The sequence below is a fragment of the Polycladospora coralii genome (assembly GCF_014773435.2).
GTDB classification, from domain to species: Bacteria; Bacillota; Bacilli; order Thermoactinomycetales; family Thermoactinomycetaceae; genus Polycladospora; species Polycladospora coralii.
The window spans coordinates 25,285-43,513 of record NZ_JACXAG020000006.1; the positions used below are offsets into that span (position 1 = coordinate 25,285).

Sequence of the window (18,229 nt, forward strand, 5' to 3'; positions counted from 1 at the left end):
AGGATAATTGAGACCTGTTTTTGAATTACTGAAGTTATCCAGACACTTTCACTTCTGTAACGGGTTGAATCCGCTTTTTTTGCAAAGCAAATCGATCTAAGAATACGTAAACGATACCTGCAATCATACATCCTACACCGAGTGAAGTGAATAATAGATTTCCAAGCGATAGATCAAACATATATCCTCCAATGATCGGGCCTAAGGTCTCACCAGCAATCCATTGCCATGAAGCAGCTCCCATATAGGTGCCGCGTAAATCCTCTGGTGCAATATTGGCTACAAATGTCATTTGTACCGGAGACATCATCATTTCTCCTATGGTATAAATGGTAAACGCAATGCCTAAGGCAATTAGGACATAGACCGCTTGCGTATGCCACTCCCCAAATAGCACAGGTAGCCAGCCGATAAATACCATACCAAACCCGAATAAACTAGCTCCCCAGAACATCATAAAACCGATCGATTTATGGGTTGCCCACCGAGAGATTGGAAATTGAAATAAAACGACTAGAAATCCGTTCAAAGCTAGTAAATAGAAAAAAGGGTTTTGAAGCCCGAAAATGTGTTTCATTTCAAGATCGAAATGAATCGGTAGCATCCCTTCTGTCTGGGAAAAGCTCATGGATATGACAATACCAGTAAGGATGAATAGGATGAGCAGTCGATCTTTAAACACAGCTTTATAGGCGGAGATGGATTGTCTAAATCCAGCGTTTACTTCATTTACTTGGTTATGCTTATCGGGTAATGTTTCTTTAATCCATATCCATACTACGACTGCGTATAGAATAAGAGAAAAGGAGGCCGTAAAGAAAATAATACTTTTTGGTAAATGGATAATAGAGGCGCCGATTAAAGGACCAAATGCGGCTCCGATGTTATGACCCATTCGTAAGAGACCATAAGCTTCAGTTCTCTTTTCAGGAGGCGTTACATCGGCTACCATAGCAGTTGCTGCAGGATGAAATAAGGAATTAAAAAAACCCATACCTGCTGACAAAAGGCTATAAGCCAAAAAACCGTCTGTATAGATAAATCCGAGTAATATGAGTCCATTACCGATCATGGATATAATCATAATGGGCTTACGACCATATGTATCAGCCCATCGTCCCCCGATGATCGATCCGACTACTGCTACTGCTGGCCCGATTGCAATGACAATCCCAACTTGTGTTAAGGAATCAAGCCGGTCTTTCAAGTACAGAGCAAAAAAGGGAAACATCATCATCATCGCAATACTATTAAGCGATTCGCCTGCAAAACGTATCCAAATATTACGATCCATTTGCTTTAAGTCTTTCAAGAATTGTGGAGTCATTTATTTCACCTCTCTTTAAATAGAAAAAGCCCCCTACATAGAATAGTAGGAGGCTTTAGACAGAAAAAAGAATCTGTATCCCCCCCAGTAGCGATGTAAAAGAACAGACGTATCCTAGGTAAGAAACAGTCTATTCTTTACAACATTACTGGGCAGTTTTCATGGGAACAGATTCCTCTTTTCATTTTAAATGATTTGATCATACTTTAGCATATTTGATTAAAAAAATAAAGCATTATTTCAATTTGTTTTCTGTCACATTTTTGTGGAATGTTCCCCATGAATCATTGTATTGATTCACTTGCTTAGCCAATTCTTCGTCTAATTTCTGAATTTCAGCAAATAGTGTTTGGTATTCCGTGTCATCTGGGATTTTACCTGTGCTATATTCTTTATTGAGCATTTGATGTAGCTCCAATAATTCTTTATATTTAGCCGTATATTTCAATTCAGTCTCTACACTTGCTTTAAAATCACTTACAAATTGATTGGCCTGTTTCTTTAATTCTTCATCATTAAATTTGTTGGCCGCTTCTTCGAGCTGGGGTATACTTGCTTTTACTTGCTTCACTTGATCTTCATAAGAATTCGCTTCGTTTTGTGCTTCTGTCAACTTAGACGCTACTTGTTCAACCAATTCTTTTCCTTCGGGAGTCGTAGGATCAACCAACTTACTTTCTAAATTTAAAACTTCTTCATACTGTGCAATCATTTTATCGTAAGTATCAATGCCTTTATTCGCACGATCTATTTCCACTTGCATATCAGACATGATTTCTACTGTGTTCACACCATCCGCAATCATACTACAGCCCGCCAATAAAACCAAAACTAATCCAAACAAAATGATCCTTTTCATATCCTTCACCTGCTTATAATAGAAGTTTAAAATGTCTTCACCATATTACCGGGTTATCTATGATTGCGCAATGTTCATTTTGTGGTGTGAATAGATAAGACACACTTTATAAATAGAATTAATAAATGTGAGATACGATTGCAATGATTATGTATATGTAATATATTTCTAGTAGCAATTTAATCCAATTAGTATATCATTATATTGATATAAGATAGCACATATTATTTGTTTACACGATTTAGCTGTTTTTGAAATAATTTCACTATATTTGGAGGATTATGATGAAAAGGATGAGTAGGTTTTCAAGTTTGGGTATGTTATGCATGATGTTTGTCTTTACATTGCAGACGGTTTATATGGATGGAATATCAGTCGTACAAGCAGCGGCAGATTCAACTCCTGAAATTAGACCTACAGTTGTTAATGATAACGCAGGTAAAAAAGTTTTATTTGATAATACACACGGTCAAACTGCTGGAGCGGCTGATTGGGTGATAGATGGTGGGTTTTCAGATTTTGCCAATGGCTTAGCGAGCGATGGCTTCTATGTACGTGAATTACGTAAGACAACGCCCATCACTTATGCAGACTTACAAAGTTACGAGGTGTTTGTCATCGGTGAAGCGAACGTGCCCTATAAACAATCCGAACAAAATGCCATGATTCAATATGTTGAAAACGGTGGAAGTATATTCTTCATTGGAGATCATTACAATGCGGACCGTAATAAAAACCGTTGGGACGCTTCAGAAGTTTTTAATGGCTATCGTCGTGGTGCTTACAATGATCCAGCCAAGGGAATGAGTTCAGAAGAACGGAATTCTGTGGCAATGCAAGGTGTAATCAGTTCTGATTGGTTAGGCCAAAATTTTGGCATTCGTTTTCGTTATAATGCTTTAGGTAATGTAACAGCCAATCACATTGTATCTCCAAGTCAAACCTTTGGCATTACGACGGGCGTATCTACAGTAGCCATGCATGCAGGTTCGACTTTAGCGATTACAGATCCTAGGAAAGCAAAAGGAATCGTATACTTACCTAGTACCAATGAAAAATGGAGACATGCGGTAGATCAAGGTGTATACAAAGGTGGCGGAGTTGAGGAAGGGCCATATGCTGCAATTGCTAAGCGTGGAAAAGGTAAGGCGGCCTTTATTGGCGATTCCTCTCCTGTTGAAGATGCAACACCGAAATATAAGCGTGAAGAGACCGGCGGAACAAAAAAGACATATGACGGCTTCAAAGAGCAAGATGATGCTGTGCTACTTGTAAATATGGTGAACTGGCTTGCTGATCAAGAAAATTACACGAGTTTTGAACAAGTTAACAACTTTCAATTAGATCAAGCAACACCACTTCTCTCTTTTGAAACACCGGCGTCATCAACAGAACCAAAATCCGAACCATGGGCTGAGCCGAGTAGCGGCTATAAGTGGTATGATCCTTCAACATTTAAAGCTGGATCATATGTACCTGTTGACTCAGAAGGGATCGGAGGAAATGGAGATACATATGAGAACAATGATGTGATGTCTAGTGCATACGGGCCTTTAACCTCAGGTGAAACCTATAAGAGTCAGATTTCAAGTAAGACAGATACAGACTGGTACAAAATTAGTTTGTCTACAACCAGTAACCTAACAGTGAACTTGGCTAACTTGCCAGGGGATTATGATCTATATCTCTACAATCAATCGGGTAACCAGCTCGCTAGTTCTGAAAACGAGAATACCAACTCTGAAAAGATTACCTATTCAGGTGCTAGCGGTACACTTTATATCAAAGTAAACGGATATGGCGGAGCGATGAGTACATCGCAATCTTATCATCTGACAGCGAGCTATGGAGCTGATTCAAATACGGCTAAATGGTATTACGAAGATAAAACATTTTCTACCCCACATCCATATGGAAATGATTATAATAATGGTACCAATCATAAGTACACAAAGCCAGGTGCGACAAAGGTAGCTTTACACTTTAGTCGATTCGAAACTGAGGCGGATTACGATAAGGTATACATTAAAGATAAAAATGGTGCAACAAAAGCGACCTATCATGGTACAAAAGATGCCTTTTGGGTTGAAGTAGATGGGGATACGATTATATCCAATCTTGTTACAGATCAATCCATAAACGGGTACGGTTACAACATTGATCAAGTCGCTTATTACACCACTCAACCCTAAAAAACTCCCCTCACGGGGGAGTTTTTTAGCTTGACAATAGCGTTATTTTTTTGCATAATGAGTTTGTAGTGTGAACTTCATATACGGGGCATTAGCTCAGCTGGGAGAGCGCTACACTGGCAGTGTAGAGGTCAGCGGTTCGATCCCGCTATGTTCCACCAATCAAACCCTCGAGATATCGGGGGTTTTTTGTTATTTCTTTCCCAAGGAAGTATTATATTCAAAAGATAATTGGTACAAATAGGGTGCAAACCTATAACATGAGCGAACACCATTAAAGTTACTACTTCTCATAAAATGAGGAGCATGACTGATCGTATTCAAAGATTTATGAGGATGTTTCACAGATAGTTTCCTTGTTGTAGTGCCTATTAATCCAGATGCTATCGTTTTGTTCATTCTTATTTCCATAGGCCCATCTTTTTAAAATCATTTCATAGCCTGACTTCTTTAAATGATCGAATACCATAGGCTCTAATTTTTGACCTTTGAAAAACTCTTTTGTTTCCGTCTCTATATGCATAATCTTAATTTTATGAATGTAATCTTCTAAACCTAATAAAATGTCAAAAGTGGCCCCTTCCACATCTATTTTTAAAACATCGATGTGCGCTATCCCAAATTTGTTCATAATCGTTTTTAATTTATAGCACGGTAACTCTAAAACGGTATTGCCAAATGATTTACCTCTATCATATATACCATTTATCCCACTAGGATGTTTTATATGATATTTGGAAAGTCCATCATAAGATCCTACAACTGCATGAATCGGAACAATATTTTTATTATCTTTAAACTTGCTATAACTTGCGGGAGATCCTTCAATCGCATAGGTTACGGCTTGAGGATAAGTGTTTTTTAAAAACAAAGCATCGCGTGCATCGAGACATCCTAAATCCATAATGACTTCCGGTTCAATTCCTTGTTCATTGATAACTTTAACAAATTCCGGCATAAGAATATGTCTCATTAACCATCCTCCCGTTATAACGTGTAATCATGCCATATTAGCGGAAGATTTATATTATACATTTAATTGGTCCAATGAGACCACGAAGTATTAAATAGTTCTTTCTCTTCTTTTGGAATATGGGTGTTTTTATACCAGGGTAAATGTTTACATGTAAAATGATCCGCCACTCTTACGGCGTTAAAAAAACCCTTTTTAAAATGTTTTTTATTATAAACTGCGAAAGTTGTGTCAATTGGTGCGTTATATATCTTAGGATTATTGTATTTTGCCAAGGGTTTGGACCAATACGGTTTTTGCCGTTGTCTTATGGTCATTGAACCAGATTTTATACGTAAGTTCTTGTTAAAATGAGGATTAGGCGATATATCCAAAGCGAGACCAGCTTTAAATAAGGAGAGCTCATTTGTAATTTTTTTCAAATATTGCAGGAAATTTCGAGGCATTTTCTTATTAAAAGACAAGTCAGGATCACTTACAGCGAAATAATTAGGAAGAAAATTGAAAACATGTGGGTTGACAAAAAAACGTGGACCATAGTTTTTATTGTTTTTCACTAGATTATACTCGGTTGATATTTCTTTATAAAACTTGAGTAGAGGAGGATAGGTGGAATGATTATCCCAGATCCATATATCTTCACTCTTTACCTTTAAATCGCGCAATTGTCCTAACATATTTTTTAGATAAGTAAGATTATTGAATATGATCAATATAACAGGTATGTTTTTGCTTTTGTTTAGATGATGTATAGTAGACTGGCATTTTTGATTGATACATTCAAACATTGTAATCCCCCTAATTAGGTCTAGAGAAAGACTCTCGATAAAATTTCATCTTGTAAAAGAAAAGATCGTTCTTACGCGCTATATCGGTTAAACCTTCTTTTCAGGTTTTGGGAGAGGTAAATGATTGACCCTATACTTATATATAATATTCATATTCATTCAAAAATAAAACTTGCCAAATAATAAAAAAATATGCATGAGTCCACTAAGTATTAGGCTTTTAATTTCCAATTGCTTCTCTTTATGGATGCTTCTATACTGGGAGGGTCGATTGAATCGTTAGGGGCAAGATTAAGTCAACGAGTACCTCAGCTCATTGAAGATCTTCGCTAAAGAATGTATAATAAATGTGAAATATTTCACATTTATTATAAGGAGGCTATCTATGAAAGGTATGATCACTTCTGCTCTTTTGCGAAAATTCTTCGTATCTTTATTGACTCCGGTGTTTGGGGCGTTGTATTTGGCCATTGTTACCTATGGCCTTGAAGTGGTTAAAGCCATTTTCATTGAGGGTTATGACCCTTGGATCACAGATGTGAAGTTTATGTTACTTGGTGTGCCTCTGTTTAGTTATATTTTTATTTTTATGATTGGTTTTCCGGTTTCTTTCATTTCAGACTTACTTACATTTAAACTTTCTAATACATGGAGAATGTCCATGGCATTTTTGATCCATACAACAGGTTCTCTTGTTGCTGTCGTCTTTGTAGACTATTATTTTTATCTCTATTTCGCGCTCCCATTTTCTATCATTTTTTGGGTGCTGGATGAATATTTACGTAGAAAGAAGCGTAGGTTGCGATGATGGTGTTAGAGAGCAGGAAATACCAACCAAGGATCTCTATGATTTTTGGTTGGTATTTTTAATCGACGGTATAAAGTGTTCGTGCAAATACTAAAGTAAATATACTGCATACGGTCAGCAGAGAACCAAACACCAATTGGATCATAGAAATGCTTATACCGCTGGAGATGAGCTGTGATACAAGTCCGTATGAGACGGGAACAAGGCCAAGTGAAATTGTAGTATCCAGACTAATCACTCTACCCACATATGCAGGGTCGGTCGTTTCTTGAATTAAACTAAAGAGTGGAATATTTACCATTGACATGGAAACACCCACTAGAAAGACGTAAATCATACTTTCCCATAAGCTGGTCGTTTGACTGAGCAGAATGAGTAAGATCCCTTCTAGGATAATAAAAGAGATAGACAACACAGCTCTTTTTTTACGTATTTTTACAAAGCCGAGTGTTAGAGCACTTAAAACCATACCTAAAGAGTATGAACTCATGATATAGCCTAAAGTGGTAGAATCTCCTTTTAATACTTCATGAGCAATTAGTGGCATCCCAATCATGAAAGGGCCAAAAAATAGCAGATTGACCACAAAAAATATACTTAAAATGAGTTTTAAAAACCGAGATTGCCATACATATTGAATACCTTCTTTTAAATCGGAGAGGATGTTCACCTTCTCGTGATTAGACTGGTAAGATTCTCGCACAAGGAACAATAAGAAACTACTAGCGATCAATAAGAGGCCGATTATGCCAAAAGCGAAGGTGTAGTCTCCTACTTTCAGTAATAATGCACCGACCAAAGGACCGATGATTACGGTGAATTGTGTGACAGATTGCATCATCGAAATTGCTTGAGTGAGAGACTCCTTTGGCACAATACGAGCTAATATGGTATCCCGAGATGGCCAGAAGAAAGCATCGAGCGTACCAAATAAAAGCGCCGTAATCGTAACAATCGAAATATTGAACTTGTCTTGGATCAACAGAAGTAAAATGATCAAAATGAGGAGAGAACGAGTTAAGACCGATATAGCCATGATTTTAGAGGGTTTAAATCGGTCAGCAAGTACGCCTCCTATAGCCATAAAAAATACGCGCGGAATGGTAGTTGCCATCATGACGATCCCAAGGGAGGCTTTTAAGCCTAAGTAATTAATGACATACCACTGCTCGGTAAACAAATAAATAGAAATAGCTAGTCCTGAAAAAAGACTAGAAATGAGAATAAATAGAATTTCTTTTTTTATAAATAGACTATTCCTGATTGCGCTAGTATTCATCATAGTCGAATCTCCTATAATTATATAAATTATGACGATTAATTAAATTATACAACATATTTCAACGAATTGCACAACTTTCAAAAATATTATGTTGCATATTCTGTCGATTGGTCCCTACTCTTGCGCGAAAGGAGTCCTAGAAGTTGTAAATATAAGGAATACATTCTATACTTAACTGTGAATACAAGCTTTCGGCAGAGGAGAAAAATGCTGCGTATGGGGGTGATTCACATCAAAAAACAGACACATCTCAAATTTCGATCACAAATCGGAAGGCGAAAACCAGAAAATATTGTTAATGTTGAGAATGCGTGTCCTTTTTGTGATCGAGAAAGTTTAGAAGGCATTATTGCAGAAGAAGATTCTATTTTATTGCTCAAAAACAAATATCCAGTAATCGAGAATGCTGATCAAACGGTACTAGTGGAGTCGGATCACTGTGAGGGTGATTTATCTACTTATTCTAAAGACCACTTATATCGCTTAGTACGATTTGGAATCAACCAATGGTTATCATTTGAACAGAGTGGACGATATCAATCTGTTCTTTTCTTCAAAAATCATGGTCCGCTTTCCGGAGGTTCCATGCGCCATCCGCACATGCAGATCATTGGGCTTTACGATGTAGACTATCAGGAAAATATAGATATAGCGCAATTTGAAGGAATACCGATTCATATAGATACACAAGTAGAACTTAATCTCTCTACAAAACCACGAGCGGGCTTTATTGAATTTAATGTGATCATATCGGATTTGGCTGCCACTCATCGATTAGCGGACCATCTCCAAAATATTGTACATTATGTACGGCATCATATGAGCGATAGCTATAATCTATTTTTTTATCACTGCGAAGGTAAGATTGCTGTAAAAATCGTCCCCCGATATGTGATGTCTCCCATATATGTGGGATTCTCCCTGGTACAAGTTCCAGACAGCATTGAGGAAAGAGCCGAGCAGGTACGCAAGTTATATTATAGTCACCTGTCACAATCATTAACTTAATCGGTATTAAGAGAGTGAGGGGATGAATCTTGATAAAAAAAGTAGTATTTGGTTTATCTATTTCTCTCTTGATCAGTTTATTGGGCTGTAATGCCATTTCACAAGAACATGTAAATGCCCATTTTGCTAGTCAAGTGGAGGAGATTGTTGTGCAGGACGCCAATGAGAAAGAGCATATAATTGCCAATGAAGACCAGATTAAGCAAGTGGTATCCATTGTGAACGAAGTAGAGTGGGAAGAAGGTGTTATCGTTGATTATGCAGTACCTGAGAGTGTGAGTATTGAAATGCGCGGCAAAGAGATGAAGCAAAAAGATCAAGCGGTATATTATATCTGGTATAACCAAGGAGGAAAGGCTGATTTTAAAAGATTTCCTTCCGCTGGATGGGGTAGATTAAATGTAGAAGAAACTGCCAAACTGAAGCTAATTCTGAATGTCAATGAGTAATACGCCTCCTTGATGCAGGAGGCGTATGTGGTTATGGTCGAATGCGAGCTTGTCGAACATAGATGGCGATAACACCACATAGTGCAATCAGAAGCGGATAAAAAGAATAGGATAAAAGGGCAACAGGTGTTAGATTCCCTGCTTGAGATGCGATTAAAATCTGTGCACCATAAGGGATCAAACCTTGGACAGCACAAGAAAAAATATCTAATAAACTAGCAGATTGTTTGGGATTGATATTATAATGATCTGCTATATCTTTGGCCAGTGGACCTGCTGTTAGGATTGCGATGGTATTATTGGCTGTTGCCAGGTTCGTTAAACTAACGAGTCCAGCAATACTCCAAGCAGCACCTATTTTAGATTTGATTTTTTTGGTGGTGATATAGAGAAGATACTGAAGTCCGCCATTTGCTCTTATAATCTCAACAAGACCGCCAATTAAAAGGGTGAGCAGAATAAGCTCTGACATACCGCTGATCCCTTCAGAGATGGTTTTAGCTAAACTACTAATTGTATAATTTCCTTCCCATAAACCAATCACTCCGGCAAAGAAGATGCCACCTGCGAGGACAGTGATCACATGTACGCCCCATAACGCTGCGATCAATACGCCGATATAAGGTAAGATTTTAACAATATTAAAATCTGCTGCTTCTACCGTTGTAGCTACGGATGGTGTTAGAAAAAATAATAAAATCAGGGTAGCGATAGCTGCGGGTAAAACAATGAAAAAATTGGTCCTAAATTTATCTTTCATATTTGTATGTTGTGTTCGTACCGCGGCAATTGTTGTATCGGAAATGATTGATAAGTTATCTCCAAACATCGCGCCACCAACGACTGTCGCGAGTGTGAGAGCTGGAGAAATACCGGTTTGCGTACTGATACCCACGGCGATCGGCGCTAGGGTGGCGATTGTTCCAACTGAAGTCCCCATCGCTAATGATATAAAAGCAGCAATGATAAAAAGACCGACAACAAGCAAATGTTCAGGAAGTACGGATAAAGCGAGATTGACAGTCGAGTCAACTGCCCCCATTCCTTTAGCCGTTGCACCAAAGGCTCCTGCTAAAAGAAAGATGAATACCATGATGATGATACTACGCTGCCCGGCACCTTGCGCAAAACGTTCTACTTTATCGGCGAAGGGGGACTTGCGATTCATCAGGAGTGCGACTGCCGACGCTACAAGTACAGCACTTAGGACGGGCAAGTGATAAAAATCATCTGTGATGATCCCCGATCCTACAAATAAAATTAAAAAAACAACGAATGGGAAAAGTGCGCTTAAACTTCCTTTTCCATTTTCCATAGATAACACCTCTTCATATAAATTGGCTATCAAGGAAAATGACCTCTTCTATAGATAAGAAGAGGTCACGGTATTATAAGCGCCTCTTCTTATCTTTCAAGCAAAAATGCTTGCTGGATTTGGCACAGCACTCCATAATACGAGTCCGCTGCCGAGGCTTCATCGGGCCAGTCCCTACACCTCTCTAGATAAGAAGAAAAGATCATTTTCAATTTTAGATAACGATCTATAGATTAAACGTATATTTGAATACTGTCAATACCTAAATTCAGGTAGATTTAGTATGAATATCTTAAATGTGACCCTTTCGTTCATAGAACTGTTTTCTGGTATAATCAAATGTATATAAATGACATCGAGACAGTAAATGAGCTTATGTAAAGCGGAATAGAGGTGATAAATATGTCGGAGAAATTAACAAACACCCGCTGGTTTGGTTACGCTATTCAAGCGCTTGTTTTGCTTGCGCGTCACGGAGGAGTATGTGCAAGCAATGAAATGGCAGGAATGCTAGACTCTCGCTCCACTTATTTGCGTAAAATTCTCTCCTTCCTTGTGAAAGCAGAGTTGATTCAGGCAAAAGAAGGACGGGAAGGGGGCTATTCACTGGCTCGACCAGCGGATGAGATCACATTAGCAGATGTGTATCATGCGATGAAGGTGGAAGACCCTTTTACAAAAGGGCTAATGGAGTCGACTTCAGATGAGTGCCAGACAGCAGAGATAACCAAACAAAACTTTGAACAATTGGGAAGAGAGATTGATACGGTGATTTGTACAGAACTTAATCGCAAGACAATTGCCGATCTTATACCTTCCGCGTAGCGAATCCTGTGGGATTTGCTTTTTTTTTAAAAAAAACTGTAATTGACTTTAGCTCAGTTTATTTGTATACTGTATTTGTCGGAAACACAGTTTAAAGGAGAGGTCAAATTGACTACCAAAAATGATAGTAAACAAGACTATTTTGATAAAATAAAAGAAATTAAAGTGAGTGATGAAAAGCCAGAGCCGCTTACAGATCAAAACTTTTTCACTGTGGCAAAGGAACGCAGTTCGATTCGCCACTACGATCCAGAACATAAAATGACAGAAAGTGAACTTCGTGAGATCTTGGAAACGGCCATTTTAGCACCTTCCTCATCCAACATTCAACCTTGGCGGTTTCTTGTGATTCAAGACCAAAGCTTAAAAGAGCAATTACTGCCTATTGCCAATAACCAACAACAAATTGTTGATGCATCAGCGATTATTGCCGTTTTAAGTGATGTAGAAGGATATAAAAAAGCTGAAGATATTTACGGGGGAATTGTAAAAGCAGGTCGTATGACTGAGGAAATCAAAGATTTTTATGTCAATCAAATCCATCAACATTATGGGAACCTTTCCCCTGCAGAAGCGACACGAGTTGCTATGATAGATGGTGGTTTAGTTTCAATGCAGTTGATGCTAGCCGCTAAAGCAAAAGGATATGATACAGTTCCAATGGGGGGTTTTGATCCGGTACAATTTGTTAAGCTGTTTCATGTACCCGCTCAGTATGAACCTGTGATGCTTATCGCAATAGGGAAAGCTACACAAGCAGGGTTTGGTAAAGTGAGACTTTCTGTAGATGAAGTTACCTCATGGAATAAGTATTAAGGATCAGAAACATCGATACAGGGCATAAGGATAACTCTCCTTATGCCCTGTATCGTTTTCGGTTTTTAAGTGCATTTACTTTCCCCCAAAAAAGTAAGATGAATCCCATCATATAAAACCACAACAACAAGATGATAATTCCTCCTAGACTTCCGTAAGTTGCGGTGTAATTCCCAAAGTGCTTGATATAATAGGAGAAACCGAGTGTAATCATCTGCCAGCTAAGGGATGCAGCTACACTCCCCCACAAAACTTGTCGCATGGTGAGTTGGATATTGGGACCGAAATAATAAATACCAGTAATGACAATCGTCATAATAATGGGGCTTACTAACCAACGGATCCATGCAAAAATTTGTAAGACATGAGTAGGGAAAAAGAATAGCGTCGTTAGCAGATCGATGAGCAACTGGCCAAATACAGGAAGCGCTAATGTGACAAATATAACGAGTACCAGACCAAAGGTGAGTAGTATAGAGAGAAGACGTAGTTTAAAGAATGAACGATCTTCATCAACACCATATACGATATTAAGTGCACGAATCAAAGCATTCATCCCATTAGAAGCGGACCAGATTGTAATAATAATTCCCAGTGACAGAATGCCTTGATTAGAAGTCATGAAAACATCCATTAATGGATCTTTTAGGGTTTGGTATATTTTATCCGGTGCAAATCGCTGTAGGAGATCTAGAATTTCATGCACCTCTATGGAAAGATAGGGTAACAACGAAACTGTAAAAATGAGGAGAGGAAACAGAGAAAATAAGAAATAGAATGCAAGAGCAGCAGCTACATCACGTACATTTTCTTCGTTCATTTCCTTGTACAATTTTTTGGACGATTGGATTAAAATTCTCTTTTGCATGTTCCGAAAGCTCCTTTGAAGAACAAGAGATGTATGGGTATTACATAACCTTATACAAAAACATATAAACATCCTTCTCTTCATTCAATTAAATCTTAATAATCGTGTCGGCTAACTCCCCACACACGCCGACTAATATGGGGAAATCGTACAAATCAATCCGGTTGCTTTATTCGCTAAATTAAAAGAGATTTTCTAAAAAACGTGTTTAGGGGTTTTTGAGGCTGGGAAAGTAATGTAGCAACAAGAATGAAACATCAATCATTCCAAACGGCATGGAGGGGATCTTAATCATGCATACGCAATCTGAGTCTTATGATCTATCAGAACGAAAGGTTGTGAATCAGGAAAAGGACCGGCTCCATGCTCGTGGAATTGGTCATGATATTTGGAGAAGGACAGTAGTGCGTTACAATTCTAATCGGAGTGTACTTTCTCACTTGGCACGTGTCCGCACGCACCATTTGCATACAGAATCTTGTACATGTGTCTTACACCGAAGTTAGGAACTTGAATGTACATCTTATCTGAATGAGAATAGGGTTCGTTAACATCATTTTATATACAAATATTTCGAAAAAACAATTAAAGGGGTTGTATAGAAATGCGTACACAAAAGGTGAAATGGACAGCTTCAATAGTGGGTGTATCGACAATCGCCTTCTCTCTATACCGTTATCGGGATAAAGTGAAACCTTTTTATGCAAAACTTCGATCTAAATGGCGTAATGAGGAGAAGCCGCTTCACGATGAAATTAAAGAAAACGAAATGATTAGTGAAGGTGCACAATACGCAGTGCAGTATCACAATCAAAAGGCGGACATACCACGATAAAACGAATAAGGAGATGAATATTCATGATAAAGCCGAAACTACAAGAATTTACAAATGAGGATCAACTTGTTGTGGAAGCTGAAAAATTGTTGAATATGGGGCATGAAGGAGAAGCGATGTATGTACTTTCTCATGATGACGATCGCTCAAAGCGAGTAGCGAAGCGTGCTGGGGTAAGTACAATCGGATTTAGCGAGGTTGGGATTAGTACGGCTACAGAAAATCTCTTTCATAAAAAGGGAGATGAAATACGCAATAATTTGAATGAGCTGGGCTTTTCACAGGCAGAAGCAGAATCGTTGGAAGAGCGATTAGATCAAGGTAAAATCTTTTTAATGATTGAAAGGTAATGCTTCTTTTACGACCCTTGACTTTTTTCATCAATTAAGATATAAATAGATGAATTAAATGCTTCGGTTACATTCTATGAAGAGAAGAGTATGTGATAACCTTGTTCTCCAGAGAGTTGGTAGATGCTGAAAGCCAATGTTCAGGTTATAACAGAAGATCATCTCTGAGAAGCAAAGCTGAACCTATGAGTAAGCTTTGACGTCCCCCCTTGCGTTAATGGGTTGATGAGAGTCATGATTTTCGATGTGATGAGAGGATCATGGAAACAGGGTGGTACCGCGAGTCAAGTCTCGTCCCTTTAGGGATGGGGCTTTTTTCTATTTATATTGAAAGGATGATGAAAGTTGCAACGTGTAGATGTAAAAGAAAAAGCGCGTGAACGTGAACTCCGTATTTTAAAGCGTTGGCAAGCAGAAAATACATTTCAAAAATCAATTGATAATCGTGAAGGTCAGAAGCCTTTTGTATTTTATGAAGGACCACCGACAGCAAATGGTAAACCTCATATTGGACATGTACTAGGGCGTGTGATTAAAGATTTTATCGGTCGCTATCAAACGATGGTGGGGCACAAAGTGATTCGTAAAGCCGGATGGGATACCCATGGATTACCAGTAGAGCTTGGCGTGGAAAAACAGCTTGGCATCTCTGGAAAACAAGAGATTGAAAACTATGGAGTAGAAGCTTTTGTACAAAAATGTAAAGATAGTGTCTTTGTCTATGAAAAAGAATGGCGTAAGTTAACCGAAGCGATTGGTTACTGGACGGATATGGATAATCCCTATATCACACTAAAGAACAGCTATATCGAAAGTGTATGGCACATCTTATCGACGATTCATCAAAAGGGTCTACTTTATAAAGGGCACCGTGTAAGTCCGTATTGTCCGTGTTGTCAGACGACACTTAGCTCACATGAGGTTGCTCAAGGCTACGAAGATGTAAAAGATCTGAGTGCTACGGTGAAGTTTCGTAGTAAAGAATCAGGGGATGCATTCTTGGCATGGACGACTACACCATGGACACTACCAGCAAATGCAGCGCTGGCTATAAACCCCAGTCTTACGTATGCTCGTGTTCAGCAAGGGAATGAAACCTATATCATCGCGCATAGCTTGGTGAATAAAGTGATGAAAGGTGAATATGAAATCATCTCTACACATCCAGGATCTGCGTTTATAGGTGTACGCTATGAAGCGCCATTTGCCTATGTCGTGCCCGAGAAGGGTCACTTTATCGTCGCTGCTGACTTTGTTAGCGATACCAGTGGTACCGGGATTGTGCATATGGCTCCTGCGCATGGGGAAGATGATTATCGTGCTGCCAGACAAAACGATATCAGTATGATTCAAGTGGTGGATAAGTCAGGACATTATACCGATGAAGTGGAGCCGTTTGCAGGACGATTCGTAAAAGAGTGTGATGTAGATATCGTAAAAAGCTTGGCACAACGCAATCTCTTATTCCATAAAGAGAAATATGAACACAGCTATCCATTTTGCTGGCGCTGTAAATCACCCCTACTCTACTATGCGATGGAGAGTTGGTTTATTAATACCACGGCTGTAAAAGAACAATTGATCTCCAATAATAACACCGTTAACTGGTATCCAGATCACATCCGAGAAGGGCGCTTCGGTAAATTCCTTGAAGATCTTGTCGATTGGAATATCAGCCGTAACCGCTACTGGGGAACACCACTTAATGTGTGGGAATGTACCAGCTGTGAGGCGGCGTATGCACCGCATAGTCATGCTGATTTAAGAGAGAAAGCGATTCATCCTGTTGCTGAAGATCTCGAGTTACACAAACCATATGTAGATGAAGTAAAACTAGCTTGCCCTAGTTGTTCGGGAACAATGGAACGAACACCGGAAGTTATTGATGTATGGTTTGATAGTGGATCGATGCCGTTTGCACAGCAACACTATCCTTTTGAAAATCAGGAACCTTTCGCTGAGCAATACCCTGCCGATATGATTTGTGAAGGGGTTGATCAAACCCGTGGGTGGTTCTTCAGCTTGCTGACCGTATCTACTTTATTTACGGGTAAGGCTCCCTATAAAGCAGTCATTTCTACGGGGCATATTTTAGATGAAAATGGCCAAAAAATGTCGAAGAGTAAAGGGAATGTGTTTGAGCCGTGGGATATTATTGATGAATTTGGTGCCGATGCTTTTAGATGGGCTTTGTTATCAGATAGTGCACCATGGAATAGTAAACGCTTCTCCAAACAAATCGTCATTGAAGCCAAATCAAAAGTAGTGGATACCCTTCAAAATACACATGCTTTCTACACGTTATATGCCAAAATTGATGGATTTGATCCCGAACAACATCCGAGAGAGAACTCCGTTAACCAACTAGACCGCTGGATTTTATCACGTCTAAATAGTATGTTAACAGATGTGAGAAAGGGTCTTGGAAACAATGACTTCTTAAATCCTGCACGTGCGATTGAAGGGTTTATCGATGATATGAGTAATTGGTATATTCGCCGTTCGCGTGATCGCTTCTGGGGAAGTGGGATGTCACAAGATAAGATTTATGCTTATCAGACCTTGCATGAGGTATTAGTTAGCTTAAGTAAAATTGTGGCGCCTTTCACGCCTTTCATCGCAGAAGAAATTTACAGCAATCTGGAGGGTAAAGGAAGTGTTCACTTAGCGGATTACCCAGAAGTGAATGAGCGTTTAATCGATGAACGATTGGAACAAGAGATGCAAACTGCTCGCCAAATTGTAGAGCTTGCACGAAATGTACGGAATGAAACTGGAATTAAAACCAGGCAACCACTATCTGAACTGATTGTTTCACTCGATCAAGCGTTTGATCTTGAAGCATACGAAGCCATCATTAAAGATGAAATTAATGTAAAAACGATTCGGGTAGAGACTAGCGACAGTGGTTTTATCGATTTTACATTAAAGTTAAATCTCAGATTGGCTGGACCTAAGTTTGGAAAAAATGTCGGTGTGTTGCAGAATGCCCTACGGCAGATGGGACCTGCCGAAACGAAGCAGATTATTGACGAAGGTCAGTTCACCTTTACAACGCCGGCTGGGGATACTTTAATAGTAACCACGGATGAGCTGCTCATTGAAAAACAGGCTAAGGCAGGTTTTGCCGCCACCACAGCCAACCAGATGACCGTAGCCCTTCACACAGAAATTACGGAAGATCTGAAGCAAGAAGGATGGGTGCGTGAAGTAGTCCGTGTGGTGCAAGATTATCGTAAAAAGTTAGATCTGCCGATTGAAAAACGCATAAATCTTGTATTAGATGTTGACGATGAGTTGAAAACAGCCTTACAAAGGTTTGAACAAGTACTACGGGAGAATGTTCTTCTTCTCCAAGTCTCATATAAATCAAGTGAAAATATGGAAGTGGTCTCACTCGGTGATAAACAAGTGGGGATGGTCATCCACGGTTAACTGATTTAAAGTGAACAGCATGCAAGATGGTGCTGTTCACTTTTTTATATATTAATCGATTTTAACACCTGTTCACATTTTTACGGAACTGTCTTTTTT

General features: G+C 38.9%; 17 protein-coding genes, 1 tRNA gene, 1 riboswitch and 1 other annotated feature. Of the genes, 11 read left to right on the forward strand and 7 right to left on the reverse strand.

Features of this window, described 5'->3' with window-relative positions; all coding sequences use genetic code 11:
- Positions 1-34 precede the first annotated feature (34 nt).
- Both IC619_RS12280 and IC619_RS12285 read right to left on the reverse strand, forming a co-directional pair.
- A complete protein-coding gene (locus IC619_RS12280) occupies positions 35-1,327 on the reverse strand; it encodes an MDR family MFS transporter (RefSeq protein WP_191140526.1) in 1,293 nt (430 codons plus the stop codon).
- A 235-nt stretch (positions 1,328-1,562) separates the two neighbouring features.
- Positions 1,563-2,186, reverse strand: coding sequence for a hypothetical protein (locus IC619_RS12285; RefSeq protein ID WP_191140525.1), 624 nt, complete (start codon positions 2,184-2,186; stop codon positions 1,563-1,565).
- Between the two features lie 326 nt (positions 2,187-2,512).
- Between IC619_RS12285 and IC619_RS12290 the strand changes: the two genes are divergently transcribed.
- Complete coding sequence (locus IC619_RS12290) at positions 2,513-4,378, forward strand: pre-peptidase C-terminal domain-containing protein (protein ID WP_347239800.1); 1,866 nt, start codon at positions 2,513-2,515, stop codon at positions 4,376-4,378.
- A gap of 85 nt (positions 4,379-4,463) precedes the next feature.
- A tRNA-Ala gene (locus IC619_RS12295) sits at positions 4,464-4,539 on the forward strand.
- Between the two features lie 167 nt (positions 4,540-4,706).
- Here IC619_RS12295 and IC619_RS12300 read toward each other — a convergent pair.
- Together IC619_RS12300 and IC619_RS12305 are read right to left on the reverse strand one after the other, a co-directional pair.
- The gene (locus tag IC619_RS12300) at positions 4,707-5,351 is read right to left on the reverse strand and encodes an FkbM family methyltransferase (protein ID WP_191140524.1); all 645 of its coding nucleotides are present in this window, start codon (positions 5,349-5,351) and stop codon (positions 4,707-4,709) included.
- A gap of 62 nt (positions 5,352-5,413) precedes the next feature.
- Positions 5,414-6,139, reverse strand: coding sequence for a glycosyltransferase family protein (locus tag IC619_RS12305; RefSeq protein ID WP_191140523.1), 726 nt, complete (start codon positions 6,137-6,139; stop codon positions 5,414-5,416).
- A 385-nt stretch (positions 6,140-6,524) separates the two neighbouring features.
- On the opposite strand from IC619_RS12305, the gene IC619_RS12310 reads away from it, so the two are divergent.
- Positions 6,525-6,947: a hypothetical protein gene (locus tag IC619_RS12310; protein WP_191140522.1), complete on the forward strand. Its 423-nt coding sequence runs from the start codon at positions 6,525-6,527 to the stop codon at positions 6,945-6,947.
- A 58-nt stretch (positions 6,948-7,005) separates the two neighbouring features.
- On the opposite strand, the gene IC619_RS12315 is transcribed toward IC619_RS12310, so the two are convergent.
- Positions 7,006-8,229, reverse strand: a complete 1,224-nt coding sequence (locus IC619_RS12315; protein ID WP_191140521.1) for an MFS transporter — start codon at positions 8,227-8,229, stop codon at positions 7,006-7,008.
- Between the two features lie 216 nt (positions 8,230-8,445).
- Between IC619_RS12315 and IC619_RS12320 the strand changes: the two genes are divergently transcribed.
- Positions 8,446-9,237, forward strand: coding sequence for a DUF4931 domain-containing protein (locus tag IC619_RS12320; RefSeq protein ID WP_191140558.1), 792 nt, complete (start codon positions 8,446-8,448; stop codon positions 9,235-9,237).
- Between the two features lie 29 nt (positions 9,238-9,266).
- The gene (locus IC619_RS12325; protein ID WP_191140520.1) at positions 9,267-9,686 is read left to right on the forward strand and encodes a hypothetical protein; all 420 of its coding nucleotides are present in this window, start codon (positions 9,267-9,269) and stop codon (positions 9,684-9,686) included.
- 31 nt (positions 9,687-9,717) lie between these two features.
- Here IC619_RS12325 and IC619_RS12330 read toward each other — a convergent pair whose 3' ends face one another.
- Entirely contained in the window at positions 9,718-11,001 is a 1,284-nt protein-coding gene (locus IC619_RS12330; RefSeq protein WP_191140519.1) for a Na+/H+ antiporter NhaC family protein, read from the reverse strand.
- A gap of 86 nt (positions 11,002-11,087) precedes the next feature.
- Positions 11,088-11,196, reverse strand: a riboswitch (SAM riboswitch).
- A gap of 207 nt (positions 11,197-11,403) precedes the next feature.
- Between IC619_RS12330 and IC619_RS12335 the strand changes: the two genes are divergently transcribed.
- A complete protein-coding gene (locus IC619_RS12335) occupies positions 11,404-11,826 on the forward strand; it encodes an RrF2 family transcriptional regulator (protein WP_191140518.1) in 423 nt (140 codons plus the stop codon).
- 108 nt (positions 11,827-11,934) lie between these two features.
- Positions 11,935-12,642: a nitroreductase family protein gene (locus IC619_RS12340; protein WP_191140517.1), complete on the forward strand. Its 708-nt coding sequence runs from the start codon at positions 11,935-11,937 to the stop codon at positions 12,640-12,642.
- A gap of 40 nt (positions 12,643-12,682) precedes the next feature.
- Here the strand turns inward: IC619_RS12340 and IC619_RS12345 are convergent, their stop codons facing one another.
- The gene (locus tag IC619_RS12345) at positions 12,683-13,510 is read right to left on the reverse strand and encodes a YihY/virulence factor BrkB family protein (protein WP_191140516.1); all 828 of its coding nucleotides are present in this window, start codon (positions 13,508-13,510) and stop codon (positions 12,683-12,685) included.
- A gap of 293 nt (positions 13,511-13,803) precedes the next feature.
- On the opposite strand from IC619_RS12345, the gene IC619_RS12350 reads away from it, so the two are divergent.
- The 4 genes from IC619_RS12350 to ileS all read left to right on the forward strand — a co-directional run bounded on the left by IC619_RS12350 (position 13,804) and on the right by ileS (position 18,130).
- Positions 13,804-14,016 (forward strand): hypothetical protein, encoded by a 213-nt coding sequence (locus IC619_RS12350; protein ID WP_191140515.1) that lies wholly within the window; start codon positions 13,804-13,806, stop codon positions 14,014-14,016.
- Between the two features lie 98 nt (positions 14,017-14,114).
- The gene (locus tag IC619_RS12355) at positions 14,115-14,345 is read left to right on the forward strand and encodes a hypothetical protein (protein ID WP_191140514.1); all 231 of its coding nucleotides are present in this window, start codon (positions 14,115-14,117) and stop codon (positions 14,343-14,345) included.
- 23 nt (positions 14,346-14,368) lie between these two features.
- Complete coding sequence (locus IC619_RS12360) at positions 14,369-14,695, forward strand: YflT domain-containing protein (RefSeq protein ID WP_191140513.1); 327 nt, start codon at positions 14,369-14,371, stop codon at positions 14,693-14,695.
- Between the two features lie 67 nt (positions 14,696-14,762).
- Positions 14,763-14,997, forward strand: a binding site (T-box leader).
- A 43-nt stretch (positions 14,998-15,040) separates the two neighbouring features.
- Positions 15,041-18,130, forward strand: coding sequence for an isoleucine--tRNA ligase (ileS, locus tag IC619_RS12365; RefSeq protein ID WP_191140512.1), 3,090 nt, complete (start codon positions 15,041-15,043; stop codon positions 18,128-18,130).
- The last annotated feature ends 99 nt before the right edge of the window (positions 18,131-18,229 follow it).

Coding starts and splice junctions, on each gene's coding strand:
- IC619_RS12280 (WP_191140526.1), bottom strand. CDS start 1,327: ATGACTCCACAATTCTTGAAAGACTTAAAGCAAATGGATCGTAATATT.
- IC619_RS12285 (WP_191140525.1), bottom strand. CDS start 2,186: ATGAAAAGGATCATTTTGTTTGGATTAGTTTTGGTTTTATTGGCGGGC.
- IC619_RS12290 (WP_347239800.1), top strand. CDS start 2,513: ATGATGTTTGTCTTTACATTGCAGACGGTTTATATGGATGGAATATCA.
- IC619_RS12300 (WP_191140524.1), bottom strand. CDS start 5,351: ATGAGACATATTCTTATGCCGGAATTTGTTAAAGTTATCAATGAACAA.
- IC619_RS12305 (WP_191140523.1), bottom strand. CDS start 6,139: ATGTTTGAATGTATCAATCAAAAATGCCAGTCTACTATACATCATCTA.
- IC619_RS12310 (WP_191140522.1), top strand. CDS start 6,525: ATGAAAGGTATGATCACTTCTGCTCTTTTGCGAAAATTCTTCGTATCT.
- IC619_RS12315 (WP_191140521.1), bottom strand. CDS start 8,229: ATGATGAATACTAGCGCAATCAGGAATAGTCTATTTATAAAAAAAGAA.
- IC619_RS12320 (WP_191140558.1), top strand. CDS start 8,446: ATGGGGGTGATTCACATCAAAAAACAGACACATCTCAAATTTCGATCA.
- IC619_RS12330 (WP_191140519.1), bottom strand. CDS start 11,001: ATGGAAAATGGAAAAGGAAGTTTAAGCGCACTTTTCCCATTCGTTGTT.
- IC619_RS12335 (WP_191140518.1), top strand. CDS start 11,404: ATGTCGGAGAAATTAACAAACACCCGCTGGTTTGGTTACGCTATTCAA.
- IC619_RS12345 (WP_191140516.1), bottom strand. CDS start 13,510: ATGCAAAAGAGAATTTTAATCCAATCGTCCAAAAAATTGTACAAGGAA.
- IC619_RS12350 (WP_191140515.1), top strand. CDS start 13,804: ATGCATACGCAATCTGAGTCTTATGATCTATCAGAACGAAAGGTTGTG.
- IC619_RS12355 (WP_191140514.1), top strand. CDS start 14,115: ATGCGTACACAAAAGGTGAAATGGACAGCTTCAATAGTGGGTGTATCG.
- IC619_RS12360 (WP_191140513.1), top strand. CDS start 14,369: ATGATAAAGCCGAAACTACAAGAATTTACAAATGAGGATCAACTTGTT.